This window comes from Streptomyces thermocarboxydovorans (assembly GCF_039524635.1).
Taxonomy (GTDB): domain Bacteria; phylum Actinomycetota; class Actinomycetes; order Streptomycetales; family Streptomycetaceae; genus Streptomyces; species Streptomyces thermocarboxydovorans.
In genome coordinates this window covers 34249-47103 of sequence record NZ_BAAAGU010000032.1, presented here as the reverse complement: position 1 = coordinate 47103, position 12855 = coordinate 34249, and the positions used below count along the sequence as shown (strand labels likewise).

Genomic DNA, 12855 nt, shown 5'->3' with positions numbered 1-12855 from the left:
GGAAGCCGTCGGAGTGCGGGGATCGTGGGCGGGCCTGGGCCGGTGGCCTGGGGGAGAGCGGAAGCCGGCCGCGGCCCCGCGCGGCCGGACGGGCCCGGCGCACGGAACCGACCGGCCCGCCTCCGGCGGATGCGACACCGGCGCCGCCCGCCTGCGGCGGCGGTGGAGCGGACGCCTTGCCACGGCCGGTCACCTTCGAGCCGCCCTAACGCAGCGTCGCCCGGGACCGTTTCCCCGCCGGGCACGCGGAGACCGACGACTCAGCTGGGCGGACAGCGGCGAGGGCGCGCGACATGGATCTCCTGGTCCCGGACGAGGGCGTGCATGAGCGAGGAAGCGGCGACGGGCGGGTTCGAGGCAGCACGGTTGTGCCGCCACCGACCTGCGGCTTGCGCATGTGCTGGTGGCATTCGGCAGGGACCATACCGCTCCTGCTCACGCCTCGTGGCAGCCCGATGACGGCGCCGGCCGCGCACCGCTGACGGTATGGGCGGAAAATGCCACTTGGCGGTCAACTCACTTTGGCTGACAAAGGGTTGGCGCTCCGCGCCGGATCCTGGTAAAGGGCGGCGCTGCTCATCCGGCAAGCGGTTGAAATCCGAAGAAAACCCGAAGAATACGTCGGCGTCCCGAGGCGCGCTCAGCAGGGACCCTCAGCCGGGAACCGGACACCCAGCCACTGCTCGGCACCCCACTCCTCGAAGCGCCGGACCTCGGTGAATCCCAGTTTTCCGGCGAGACACACCGAGCGTTCGTTGGCGGACTGCGTGCACAGCAGCACCGGTTCGCCGGGGCAGACCCCGGCGAACCATTCGAGTACGGCCGTGCACGCCTCGGCGGCGTAGCCCTGACCCCACGCCTCCGGCAGCAACATGTAGCCGATTTCGGCCTCACCGCCCTCGGGACGGATGTGCCCCGGCCGCTCCGCGTCCCGCCGCTCGATCAGGCCGGGACCGCGAGCCGGGCGCCTCGCCGCCGTCACGGCGGGCTGCTCACGCGCGGTGCCCTGCCGCCGCCGCATCGGCCAGCAACGCCCCCGCGGCCTCGTCGTGCAGCGCATCCAGCGTGCCCATCTGCCGCTCCGCCCTGCGCAGCAGCTCCTCCAGACGGGCCGTATCCAGCCGGGTGTCCTGCCGTGCCGCGGCGAGCAGGGCGCGCCAGCACAGTGCTTTGCCCTGCGCCGCCAGCCGCAGCGCCTACCTGCGGCCCTACACCACCAACCAGGAGCGGACCGAAGCCCTGGCAGACTTCCTGCACACCTACAACCACCATCGCTGCCACACCGCACTCGGCGGCCAGCCACCGATCAGCCGTGTGAACAACGCTCCAGGTCAATACACCTAGCGGGCGAGAAGACAGACCGCCGTGCTCAGGGCCGCCGAGCAGACGACGACGGCGCAGGCGAATGCGGCGTGCCGCCGGAGCAGATCGCGCCGCAGCACCGTGTACCGCGCCTCGTACTCGCCCCGCAACTGGTCGGCCCGCTCGAGGGTCATCTGCAGCATCCGCCGGGTCAGCTCGATGCGCTGACGCACGTACTGACGGGTGACGTCCTCCGCCTGAGCGGTGGTCAGCCAGGGCAGCCGGGCGCACAGGCTCTCGGCCTCCCGGTGGGCCTGCTCGTGGTGCGTGTGGGCCAGGAGATACCCCTCGACCCGCTCGGCCAGGGCGCTGCCGAGCCCGTCCGGCGGCGTCTCTCGCTCGCCGCGTCTCATCGCGAATCGCCCTTGTGGCTGTCGGTGGGCACGGCGTCGCGCCTGCCGAGGTTCTCCGACTCGTCCAGCTCCGCCAGGTGCGGGTGGTGCAGATCGAAGGCCGGGGACTCGGACCGGATGCGCGGCAGCGTGACGAAGTTATGGCGGGGCGGCGGGCACGACGTCGCCCACTCCAGAGAACGGCCGTAGCCCCAGGGATCGTCCACCTCGACCCGCTTGCCGTGCTGAGCGGTCTTCCACACGTTGTACAGGAAGGGCAGCGTGGACAGGCCGAGGAGGAAGGCGCCGATGCTGGAGACGGTGTTGAGGGCGGTGAAGCCGTCGGCGGCCAGGTAGTCCGCGTAGCGGCGCGGCATGCCCTCGGCACCGAGCCAGTGCTGCACCAGGAACGTCGTGTGGAACCCGACGAACAGCGTCCAGAAGTGCACCTTCTCCAGTCGCGTCTCGAGCATGGTCCCGGTCATCTTCGGCCACCAGAAACTGAAGCCGCCGAACATCGCGAAGACGATCGTGCCGAACAGCACGTAGTGGAAGTGCGCCACCACGAAGTAGCTGTCGGTGACGTGGAAGTCCAGCGGCGGTGAGGCGAGCAGCACACCGGTCAGACCGCCGAAGAGGAAGGTGACGAGGAAGCCCACCGCCCACAGCATGGGCGGCTCGAAGGAGAGCGAGCCCTTCCACATCGTGCCGGCCCAGTTGAAGAACTTCACCCCGGTGGGGACGGCGATCAGGAAGCTCATGAAGGAGAAGAACGGCAGCAGCACCGCCTGTGTGGCGAACATGTGGTGCGCCCACACGGCCACGGACAGACCGGTGATGGCGATGGTGGCACCGACCAGACCCATGTAGCCGAAGATCGGCTTCCGGCAGAAGACGGGAAGGATCTCGGTGACCACGCCGAAGAAGGGCAGGGCGAGGATGTAGACCTCGGGATGGCCGAAGAACCAGAACAGGTGCTGCCACAGCAGCGCCCCGCCGTTCTGCGGATCGTAGATGTGCGCACCGAACTTCCGGTCCGCCTCCAGGGCGAACAGCGCGGCCGCGAGGACCGGGAAGGCCAGCAGGACCAGCACCGAGGTCAGCAGCACGTTCCAGGTGAAGATCGGCATCCGGAACATCGTCATGCCCGGGGCCCGCAGGCAGATGATCGTGGTGATGAAGTTGACGGCACCGAGGATGGTGCCGAACCCGGCCAGGGCCAGCCCCATGATCCACAGATCACCGCCGAGCTGAGGGGTGCGCTCGCCTCCGCTCAGCGGGGTGTACGCGGTCCAGCCGAAGTCGGCCGCGCCGTCGGGAACCATCAGGCTGCTGATCGCGATGAGCCCTCCGAAGAGGAACAGCCAGTACGAGAACATGTTCAGCCGGGGAAAGGCCACATCCGGGGAACCGATCTGCAGCGGCATGACCGCATTGGCGAACCCGGCGAAGGTCGGAGTGGCGAACAGCAGCAGCATCACCGTGCCATGCATGGTGAACGCCTGGTTGTACTGCTCGTTCGACAGCAGCTGCGTCCCCGGCCGGGCCAGTTCCGCCCGGAGGGCCATGGCCAGGATCCCCCCGATCAGGAAGAACGCGAACGATGTGATCAGGTAGAGATGGCCGATCTTCTTGTGATCGGTCGTACTCAGCCAGGAGATGATCACGCGACCGCGGCCATGGCGCTCGGCCGCCGGAACTGGAGCAACGGGCTCGGTCTGGGTCGCCATCGGATACCTCTATCGGCAGCAGCGCATGAACGGCATCAGCAGCGGGGGGCGGGCCTCGGGCACCTCCCGCGAAGGACTGTCCCGTCAGCGGGAATCAGCCCAGCGCAAGGTAGCCGCGCCCCGCCCCGGCCGCTTCCGCTGCGCGCTGTCCGTGGCCCCAATGGACGCAGAGTCCATTCGTCCGGGTGGCGTGCGGCCGTCAGAGGCGGATGGCAGGACTTTCGGCGCCGGACCAGCCGTCCGCCCGTCCGGCGCCCGCCTACGTCTGGCCCTCCTCCGTGTCCTCGCGGAGGAGCTGCGCAGCCGGCTCGGCCGCAACCCCACGACCAAGGAACTCTCCGAGCTGATGAGCCTTTCGGAGGCGGAGGTCGTAGAGGCCCGGCTGGCGTCCAACGGCTACAACTCCGCCTCTCTCGACGCGGCCATCCACGGCAGCGAGGACGGCGAGGCCGCCCTGGCGGACTTCATCGGCTCCGACGCCGCCGCCCTGGAACTGGTCGAGGACTTCCACGCCCTGGAGCCGATGATCGCCGAGCTGGGCGAACGCGACCGGCGGATCCTGCACTGGCGCTTCGTCGAGGAGCTCGCCGCCCGGCCCTCCGGCCTCTCACGCGCCCGCCGGGGGCTACGACGACGACGTCGCCCTGCTGCTGTACCGGCACCCGGCGCCGCTGGACATGGAGTTCCCGGCCGGGTCCGCCCAACTCGCGCCTGCCCGCAAGGCGTTGTGCAGCTGGCTCGCCCAGTGCGAGGTGCCCCCGCCCACCGTCCAGAACATCCTGGTCGCGGCCGGCGAGGCCTCCGCCAACGCCATCGAGCACGGCCACCGCGACGTCCCCGGCCCGGTCAGGCTCCGGGCCGAGGCCCGGGTCGACGGCCTGCGCCTGACCGTCACCGACACCGGGCGCTGGGAGACGTCCCAGCCCGACCGCAACCCCCACCGCGGGCGGGGCACGGCGCTGATGCGCGCTCTGATGCAGAACGTCACCATACCTGGATGGATTCAGTGCATCCGAACCGGCCTACATCCTCTTTCACGACGGGGGTGTTCTGTTTGTCCGGGGCATGGACGACCGGATCTACAACGGGGGTGCCGGCACACCGGATTTCGTGGAAGTCGAAGGCGGAGGGCTGACAGGTTCGGCGCCGGCTGCCCTCGGCGACGGTCCCGATCTGCACCTGTTCGTGCGCGGGACCGACGGCCGCCGCCGGGTCCGGTGCGCCGGCCTGGGTCTCGGTGGACGGCTCCCAGAAGTGGGGGCCGCCCGGCAGCAGCCGCCGCTGATTCCCGGCGCGGACTTCCTCTCCTGGGACGGCCAGTCGTTCACCGTGCACGACGAACCGGCGGTGGCGGGGGAGGGGCAGTCCCGCACGCTGCCGCCGGCACCGGTGCCGGGCACGGCGACGGTGTGGTCGGTCGGCCGCGCCAACGGGCCGGGAAACTCCGTCGTTCCGCGCATCCTGCGGTTCGGCTGAGCCCCCTCGCCCGGTCGCGGCCGCCGTCCACCGCGCGTGATCAGTGATCAGTGATGCGTGGTCAGTGATGCGTGATCAGTGATGCCCGAGGACGGTCCGCATCCGCTGGTAGCGGTCCAGGTCCTCCCAGGTGTCGTGGTCGGGCGGGCCGGGATCGAGGCGTCCGGCGCTCCAGGCCCAGATACTGGCGGCAATACCGGTGATCAGGGGAATGAGCAGCCACAGCAGGGCGCTCACCGTGCAACCTCCTTCCAGACTTCTCGACTGCTCCGTTGAGTGCGTCCGGACTGCTTCCTTCGGGACGTGAGCTTCCTTCGGGACGTGAGCTGACCGGGTCCCGTCAGGACGTGAGCTGCTTGGGCGAGCCGCCGGAGATGGCGATCTTCCGGGGCTTCGCGTGCGCGGCCAGCGGGATGCGCAGGGTGAGGACGCCGTTGTCGTAGACCGCCTCGGCGGCCTCGACGTCCACACCCTCCGAGAGCGGCAGGCGGCGGGTGAACCGTCCCGTCGGCCGCTCGGTGAGCAGCGCCCGTGCGCCGGCCGGGACCGGTGAGGGCCGCTCCGCGGTGAGAGTGAGCGTGTTCTGCTCCGTCGTCAGTTCGATGCTGGAGCGGTCCATGCCCGGCAGGTCGAACTGCAGGTACAGCGCCTCGTCGTCCCGCCAGGCGTCCGCCGGTATGACGGTGCCGGCCGGGTCGGCGACGGTGTGCGCGAGCTGTCGCACGAGCCGGTCGAGATCGCCCAGAGCGCCGGTCCGCGCAGGCATGACCACGTTCTCACCCTCCAGGTCCCTGAACGGATGCACCAGTCCATCCATATAGCCAACGGCAAGAAAATTGACAAGTGGCAACTGGCTCAAGTTGACAGGTGAAGACTCAACTCAAGGGCTGGATCAGGCACCCGCCGTTGGTTCGCGGAGGATGAGTCGACTCGTCGAGGAAACGACACGACTCACGCAGTGATGTGGCGAGGCGTCAGCCCGACTGCTCGCGCACGGCGGCCAGCACCGCTGCCGCCTGCCGTCGCGCGTGCCGGATCGGGTCCGGGAGGATGCCCAGGCCGTGCGCGACCAGCGCCCCCTCGTGGAGCAGCATCAGGGTCCGCCCCAGGCCGGTGGTCCCCTCCGGGGTGATCTCGCCGGCCAGCTCGGTGAACAGGTCGAGCATCCACCGCTTCTGCCCGGTGATGACCGGGTACGCCGGGTGGGCCGGATCGCTGATCTCGGCGTGCGCGTTGACCATGCTGCACCCCTTGGGGCTGTTCTCCGCGCTCCAGGCCTCCGAGGCGTCGAACACGGCCAGGATCCGGGCCTCCGGCGTCGGCGCCGCGGCCTCCAGGCGCTCCGCGAGGAACGCGCGCCAGCGCTGATCGCGGTCGGCGAGGTACTCCACGACGATCTGCTCCTTGGAGCCGAACCGGTCGTAGAGGGTCTTCTTCGTGACCCCCGCCTCGGCGGCGATCAGGTCCACGCCGACCGCATGGATGCCGCGCTCGTAGAACAGCCGCCCCGCGGCGTCGAGCGCGCGCCGTGCGGCAGGGGTCATCGTGATCCTCCGCGGCGTCCTCGCCTCAGCAGTCTCCATGGCTCCAGAGTATACCGATCTGTATAGTAGGTGAGGTAGACCGATCTGTTTACTGGGCGGTGCGGCATGAACATCCTGCTCTCGATCGCGTTCGTGCTCTGCTGGAGCTCGGGATTCATCGGGGCCAAGCTCGGCGCGGGCAGCGCTGACGCGCTCACGATCCTGATGTGGCGGTTCCTGCCGCTCGCCGTCGTCCTGATCGCCTTCACCGCCGCCCGCCGGCCGGCCTGGCGAGGCCTCACGGCCCGGGACGCGGCCCGGCAGGCCGTGATCGGCCTCCTCTCGCAGAGCGGCTACCTGCTCACCGTCTACTACGCGATCCAGCTTGGAGTCTCCAGCGGCACCACGGCGCTGATCGACGGCGTCCAGCCCCTGGTCGCCGGCGCCCTCGCCGGACCGCTGCTGCGCCAGTACGTCTCAGCCAGGCAGTGGCTCGGACTCTGGCTGGGCGTGAGCGGCGCCCTCGTGGTCACCCTGGCCGACGCCACGGCCGGCACCGGAGCACCCTCGTGGGCCTACCTCGTCCCCTTCCTCGGCATGCTCTCGCTGGTGGCGGCCACCTTCTTCGAGGGCCGCTCCCGTACGCCGGCCGACCCCGTCGTCTCGATGACCGTCCACTGCGTGACGAGCGCGGCGGTCTTCTCCGCACTCGCGGTGACCGCCGGCGCGGCGGTGCCGCCCGCCCAGCCGGCGTTCTGGACCGCGATCACCTGGCTCGTCGTCCTGCCGACCTTCGGCGGATACGGGCTGTACTGGCTCATCCTGAAGCGCTCAGGAGTCACCAAGGTCAACACGCTGATGTTCCTCATGGCGCCGGTCACGGCGGTCTGGGGAGCCCTGATGTTCGCCGAGCCGCTCGGCCCGCAGACCGCCGCCGGCCTGGCCCTCGGTCTGGTGGCAGTGATCATCGTGTACCGCGGAGCTCCCGCCTCCGGCGGTCCGGGACCCCCGGGCGGTCCCGCCACGCGAGAAGCTCCCGCCGGCTCCCGCGACCGTCCGATCGCCTCCGTTTGACATGTGCCCAGCCGGTGTCAGCCTGGAGGACGGGGGTGAACGGCGTAAGGAGACCTGGCATGGCAGTTCGACGAGGATGGCGCTCCGCAGCACGGCAGCTCCCGCTCAGACTCACGGTCGGCGCATTCTTCCTGAACTCCGGACTGTCCAAACGCGGCGCGGACGACGCCACGGCCGAGCAACTTCACCAGTTCGCCGCCGGCACCTACCCGTTCCTCAACAAGCTGGACGCCCAGCGGTTCGTACGGCTGCTCTCCGCGGGAGAGGCCGCCATCGCCGCCGCCCTGCTGCTGCCGGTCGTCCCCGCCGCGGCCGCGGGCACGGCCGTGACCGCGTTCTCCGCCGGCACGCTGGGGCTCTACCTGCGGACTCCCGGCATGCGGCAGGAAGGCAGCGTGCTCCCCACGGAGCAGGGCATTCCCCTTGCCAAGGACGTGTGGATCCTGGGCATCGGCCTCTCCCTCCTGGCCGAGGGGCTGAGGCGCAGGCGCCGCTGACGCCCCCGGGTCAGGGCAGGCGGTCGGGCGGCATCATGTCGTGCACCGGCAGCAGGTCGAAGAGGTTGTGCTCGGCCGTGGGCCGGTACCGCACGAGCGCCGCGAAGCGGACGACGCGCACGAGCACGTGGTCGATCGCCTCCGGCGCCGCCTCGTCCAGGGACTCGTGGACCGCGCCGTGCCAGTAGCCCGCCCTCGTGAGGGGATCGCCGGTCCCCTCGTCCGGGGCCCGGGAGGGCTGCAGGCTCACCGGCAGATACAGCTGGGTGACGCCCTTGTCCGCGCACGCCCGGGCGAGCACCCTGCCGGTGAGACCCTCCCCGCCGTGCTCTCCGGGTGCGAACGCCGCCAGCATCACCAGCAGCGGCCGCTCACCGACACCCGGCCAGCCCTGGGTGAAGGCCTCGCCGGACCCGGCGGCCTGCTCGCCGCCGTCCCGGTGTTCGTAACGCCCGCCCGCGTCGCCGGGGTCGGGCCGGGCGGCGCCGTCGAAGTAGGCCCACCGCCAGCCCTCGGCCCGCCCGTCGGCGTTGCCCGCCTGCGCGCCCCTGGTCCAGCCGTCCATGTAACCGGGGTCCCGCCTACTCGGCGTCGGGGGAACGCGGGGCGGGGAGCTGATGCCGGCGTCGTAGCCGTCCTGCCAGCCCCTGACCTCGACGGGCACGAAGCGCCCGGGCTCGTCCGGAACCGCATATGGATTGTGCTGGGGCATGAGATGCCTCCTAGCTCGTCTCGAGAACGTCGAATCGCAGTCCGCTCGAGCCGCTGCCGGTCCCGCTGCGCTTGCGGCGGGTGGCCCAGGCGTGGGCACTGCCGTCGCGCCAGCGGCTGTACTGGCGGCTGCGTTCGACACGGACGCCGGAGCGCGGCACCTCCTCCTCGTGCAGCCAGTCGGTCTCGTTGAGCAGCCGGCCGAGGGGACTCGGCGGCTCGGACGCGTCCCTGACCAGCCGGACCAGCCGGAGCCGGTACTGATCCTGATCGGGCTGCCCGTCGAGCAGCTGCGGCACCAGCGGGTACCAGTGCGCGGGAACGGTCGTGGCCACCCGGTAGCGCGGCGGACTGCCGGACGCGGCGCCGTCGGGCCCCGCCTCCGTCGCCGCCGGACGGGCCGCCGCGATCCAGCGGGCGTAGCGGTCGATGGGCTCGCCGGCCCGGTCGGCGACCTGCTCCTCGACGGCCCAGGCCAGATTGACCCCTTCGTCCCGCAGGAACAGCACGGACTCCACCGGCGGGCTCTCCAGGCCCTCGGGCAGCGAGGCGGGCCGGCAGAACCACGGCGAGGGCGGCGGCGACGTCCCGGCGCCCTCGGTGTCCCCGGCGGCCGCGCCCTGCGGCTCGCTCAGGGTGTAGACGTTCCACTCGGGGTCCTCGGCCGCCGCGGGCGCCAGCGTGGTCACCCCGCCGAACACATCGGTGACGGTGCACTCGACGACCCGGGACAGCGAGCCGGGCAAGGCCGGCAAGGGGGCGCAGAACCAGTCGTTCTCGTAGACGGTGGCGAACGCGACGAGCAGCAGCCGCCCCAGATCGGCGGGGGAGGCGTCGACCGAGCCGAGGTCGACACGCGCGTCCTCCAGCTCCCAGAAGCGGGAGACGGGCATGCCGCCGTAACGGGCGGGGGTGGGGACGGTCGTGCGCGCGTCGCGGACGACGGCGGCCTCGGCCACCGGTGCCCGGGCGGGGGCCGCGTCGAAGGCCCACCAGTCGAGATGCCCTCCGTGATACTCGGCCGCCTGCAACGGCACGTCCGGCACGCTGGAGGCGCGCACCGCGAAGGAGTACTCCATGCGGTGCGGGTCCCAGGTGCGCGCCGGCCCCCGGGGCTGCGCCGGTGCGCGGGCGGTCCACCAGGCCAGCCACTGCGCGGCGGCCGTCGCGAGGGCCTCACGGCTCTCCTCCGCCGCCCCGAACTGCGCGGCGGCCTCCGCATCCCGTGCGGCCAGCCGCTCCAGCCAGGGCACCAGGGCGACCGGGTCGGGCAGCCGCTCCCGTACGGTCGCGGCGGAGGCGTCCGGTGCCAGGGCGCCGGACGGGCCGAAGGCACACGTCCGGGCGAAGGCGGGCAGCAGCGGGAGCAGACCGGCCGCCGCCAGCGCGCGCCGCCACCGCAGACCGCCGGCCAGCACCAGCCGGGGATCGGGACCGTCGCTCGCCTCCTCCTCGACCAGCTCCTCCAGCACCATGGCCGAAGGGTCGTACGGCTGCCAGGCCTCCGGGTCGTCCTGCCCGGCGCGCCAGCCGTCCAGCAGATGCCGCTCCTGGGCGACCGACACATGCACGGGCGAGGCCGCGTCGTCCCCCGTGAACTCGCCGAAGGCGTACTGCCGGGCGAGGAACCACGCCGCGTCGTGCACCACCGCGGCCAGCGCCTCCTCGATGCCGGTGTCGCGCGGCACCGGCTCGTAGCGGAACATCGCCATGACTACTCCACGGGTCTAGTGAATGCCCCCGGTGGGGGGTTCGGCGCATTGCACGGGCAGCACTCCGCGCAGCTCGGTGAGGTCGTTGAGGTCCATCCCGCGGACCCGGGCCAGGGCGAACGCCTCCTCCACCACGGCGTGCACGTCCTCCATGCACCAGCCGCGCGACGGATCGGGCGGCACGGCGAGCAGCCACGCCTGCGGGGCGCGCGCGTCCGGCTGGTTGTAGTGGAAGGCCAGCGCTCCCATCTCCTCGTCCACCGGTTCGGGCGCCGTCTCGCTCCACGCGTCCACCACCATGCCCGCGACTCGTGCGGCGTCCGGGGGAGTGCCGTCCGTCCTGAGCACCGCGCAGTGCAGCGGCGCGGGCTCGCTGCGGGAGGGCACGGGCACCGGTCCGCGGGCGATCCACCGCCGCCCGGCGGGCACTTGGGCGACGTGGACGCCGCTGGGCGCGGCCGACGCGAGGACCTCGGACGCGGCCAGCGCGTCACCGAGGGCGCGGACCCGGGGCCTGATCCGCTCCATCTCCGTCAGCCAGTCGGCGACCGCGTCGTCGTCCGCGCCCTCGGGGCGTGCGGCGGTCAGGGCTTCGCCCGCCGGGGTCCCGGTCAGGTTCAGCACCGGCAGCACCGGGAGCGACTCACCGAGCACGCCCGCCACGGCCGTGCGGACCGCGGTCGCCCATTCGAGCACGGCCGCCGGGTCCTGCGGTGGTTCGGGCAGGGCGGCGACGGGGGAGGCGTCGAAGTGGTCGAGGACGAAACAGGCCTGATCCCGCAGGGCCTCCAGCCCCGCCTCGTCGCCCGGCGCCCCCAGGGTGTACGCGGCGTGCACACCGTGGTCGGCGAGCGCGTCGAGATGCTGGGCGAGCGCATCCGCGCCGTCGGGGAGCAGCTTCACCTGCTCCCGCAGCCGGGCCAGGTTGGAGGTGACGCCGTTCAGCCAGGTCGTCACCCGCGTCCACAGCTCCCGCAGATCGGCGCCGGCCCAGCCGTCCGCCACGGTGTCGTCCAGGTCCGAGCCGAGCAGCGGGCGGGCGTCGCGGAGCACCGCACCCAACGACCGGCACAGCTGCTGGAGTTCGGCGAAACGGGCCGCCGAGGCCGGCGTGACCTGGGGCGGGGCCGACCCGCCACCGGCCGAGAGCGCCGCCGTGTGCCGCAGCAGCCGCCGGGCCAGCGGATTGTCCCGGGCCGGGGCGTCGTCGGTCCGGTCATCGGTGAGGTTGGAGCCGAGTACGGCGTCGAGGGCGCAGATCCCGAGGTCGGACAGGCCGACCGTGACGGGTGCCGCGGGATCGCCGAAGTCGAAGCGCCAGGCCGAGGCGTCGCCCAGGCGGGCCTGGCACCAGCGTTCCAGCCCGGGTTCGAGGGCGGCGAGCGGACGCCCGGCGGCCCAGCCGGCCGTGCCGCCCGCCGGGGCGACGACACCGAGCCGGTGCGTGACCGCCACCGCGGCCCGGGGAGTGCGGATCACATCGAAGTCCTGGGGCAGGCTGTCGCCCCGGGCGATGCCGTCCGCGGCCGCTCCCGCCCGGACCGGATTGCCCCCGACGAGCTGATGGACGCTCTCCGCGAGCAGCAGGTCGCCGACCGCGTCGACCGTCGTCTCCAGGTCCGTCATGAGCACATCGGCCTGGGCGAGCAGCGGCAGCTCGGCCTCCGTGACGTCCAGGCCCAGGTCGGCCAGCGTCCGGCCGTGCACGAGCCAGTCGTCGAGCAGGGCCTGACCGTCCACCACGGACCGTTCGGCCATCGCCGTGCGGGCCGCCTCGCTGCCCTCCGTGGCCTTGTCGACCAGGTCCGGCATCGGAAAAGCGAGCCGCAGGGGGCGGATCAGCGTGTCCAACTGGGCGTCGTGCAGGGCGCGTTCGAGACGATAGCCAAGGAGGGCGCGCAGGGTCTGGCCCGAGCGGACGCCGTCGATGGTGGCCAGGGCACGGCGCACCCGGCCGGAGGAGAGGTTGATGCCGAAGGCCTGACGGTCGGAGTGGCTGAGCCAGCCCGAGCGCAGCACGGCCAGCGTGGTGGCGTGGTGCATGGAGGGGGCGACGAGGTAGCCGTCATGGATCTCAGGTGTCTCCGAGTCGCCTTCGGCGCCCGTTCCGCCGTCCTCCCCGGCGGCGTCCTCCTCCGCGGCCCCGGCCGCCTCGTCTGCTGCGCCTACGTCCGTGACCTCGCCGGCCGCGGCCGCGTCTGCGGTGGCGTTCGTTCCGTCGGTTGGGGCCGTGTCTGCGGTCGTGTTCGTCTCGTCGGTTGGGGCCGTGTCTGCGGTCGTGTTCGTCTCGTCGGTTGGGGTCGCGTCTGCGGTCGTGTTCGTCTCGTCGGTTGGGGTCGCGTCTGCGGTGGCGTTCGTTCCGTCGGTTGGGGTCGCGTCTGCGGTGGCGTTCGTTCCGTCGGTTGGGGTCGCGTCTGCGGTGGCGTTCGTTCCGTCGG

10 protein-coding genes and 5 pseudogenes are annotated in these 12855 nt (G+C 72.0%); 6 read left to right on the top strand and 9 right to left on the bottom strand.

What is annotated here, in order from left to right; translation table 11 throughout:
* Window positions 1-640 precede the first annotated feature (640 nt).
* A pseudogene (locus ABD198_RS16525) lies at window positions 641-964 on the bottom strand (GNAT family N-acetyltransferase); the annotation flags it as partial.
* Window positions 965-1194: 230 nt separating this feature from the next.
* Between ABD198_RS16525 and ABD198_RS16520 the strand changes: the two are divergent.
* Window positions 1195-1344: pseudogene (locus tag ABD198_RS16520) on the top strand (IS481 family transposase); the annotation flags it as partial.
* On the opposite strand, the gene ABD198_RS16515 reads toward ABD198_RS16520, so the two are convergent.
* Both ABD198_RS16515 and ctaD read right to left on the bottom strand, forming a co-directional pair.
* A complete protein-coding gene (locus tag ABD198_RS16515) occupies window positions 1341-1715 on the bottom strand; it encodes a hypothetical protein (RefSeq protein ID WP_344001823.1) in 375 nt (124 codons plus the stop codon). The pseudogene ABD198_RS16520 and the gene ABD198_RS16515 overlap by 4 nt on opposite strands.
* Window positions 1712-3424, bottom strand: a complete 1713-nt coding sequence (gene ctaD, locus ABD198_RS16510; protein ID WP_344001821.1) for an aa3-type cytochrome oxidase subunit I — start codon at window positions 3422-3424, stop codon at window positions 1712-1714. The genes ABD198_RS16515 and ctaD overlap by 4 nt, the downstream gene beginning before the upstream one ends.
* Window positions 3425-3677: 253 nt before the next feature.
* On the opposite strand from ctaD, the pseudogene ABD198_RS16505 reads away from it, so the two are divergent.
* The 3 genes and pseudogenes from ABD198_RS16505 to ABD198_RS16495 form a co-directional block, all read left to right on the top strand.
* Window positions 3678-4028, top strand: a pseudogene (locus tag ABD198_RS16505) (sigma-70 domain-containing protein); the annotation flags it as partial.
* 7 nt (window positions 4029-4035) lie between these two features.
* Window positions 4036-4416: pseudogene (locus ABD198_RS16500) on the top strand (ATP-binding protein); the annotation flags it as partial.
* Between the two features lie 73 nt (window positions 4417-4489).
* Window positions 4490-4900 (top strand): hypothetical protein, encoded by a 411-nt coding sequence (locus ABD198_RS16495; RefSeq protein ID WP_344001888.1) that lies wholly within the window; start codon window positions 4490-4492, stop codon window positions 4898-4900.
* Between the two features lie 75 nt (window positions 4901-4975).
* Here the strand turns inward: ABD198_RS16495 and ABD198_RS16490 are convergent, their stop codons facing one another.
* The 3 genes from ABD198_RS16490 to ABD198_RS16480 all read right to left on the bottom strand — a co-directional run bounded on the left by ABD198_RS16490 (window position 4976) and on the right by ABD198_RS16480 (window position 6444).
* The gene (locus ABD198_RS16490; protein WP_344001819.1) at window positions 4976-5137 is read right to left on the bottom strand and encodes a hypothetical protein; all 162 of its coding nucleotides are present in this window, start codon (window positions 5135-5137) and stop codon (window positions 4976-4978) included.
* Window positions 5138-5240: 103 nt separating this feature from the next.
* Window positions 5241-5705 carry an Hsp20/alpha crystallin family protein gene (locus ABD198_RS16485; protein WP_344001817.1) on the bottom strand — a complete coding sequence of 155 codons (465 nt, stop codon included), beginning with the start codon at window positions 5703-5705 and terminating at the stop codon, window positions 5241-5243.
* 169 nt (window positions 5706-5874) lie between these two features.
* Window positions 5875-6444: a TetR/AcrR family transcriptional regulator gene (locus ABD198_RS16480; protein WP_344001815.1), complete on the bottom strand. Its 570-nt coding sequence runs from the start codon at window positions 6442-6444 to the stop codon at window positions 5875-5877.
* Window positions 6445-6549: 105 nt separating this feature from the next.
* Between ABD198_RS16480 and ABD198_RS16475 the strand changes: the two genes are divergently transcribed.
* Window positions 6550-7497: a DMT family transporter gene (locus tag ABD198_RS16475; RefSeq protein ID WP_344001813.1), complete on the top strand. Its 948-nt coding sequence runs from the start codon at window positions 6550-6552 to the stop codon at window positions 7495-7497.
* Between the two features lie 59 nt (window positions 7498-7556).
* The gene (locus ABD198_RS16470; protein ID WP_344001811.1) at window positions 7557-7994 is read left to right on the top strand and encodes a hypothetical protein; all 438 of its coding nucleotides are present in this window, start codon (window positions 7557-7559) and stop codon (window positions 7992-7994) included.
* A gap of 10 nt (window positions 7995-8004) precedes the next feature.
* Here the strand turns inward: ABD198_RS16470 and ABD198_RS16465 are convergent, their stop codons facing one another.
* The 3 genes and pseudogenes from ABD198_RS16465 to ABD198_RS16455 all read right to left on the bottom strand — a co-directional run.
* Entirely contained in the window at window positions 8005-8706 is a 702-nt protein-coding gene (locus ABD198_RS16465; RefSeq protein ID WP_344001809.1) for a hypothetical protein, read from the bottom strand.
* A gap of 10 nt (window positions 8707-8716) precedes the next feature.
* On the bottom strand, window positions 8717-10417 hold the full coding sequence (locus tag ABD198_RS16460; protein WP_344001807.1) for a hypothetical protein: 1701 nt from the start codon (window positions 10415-10417) through the stop codon (window positions 8717-8719).
* A gap of 15 nt (window positions 10418-10432) precedes the next feature.
* A pseudogene (locus tag ABD198_RS16455) lies at window positions 10433-12855 on the bottom strand (hypothetical protein); the annotation flags it as partial.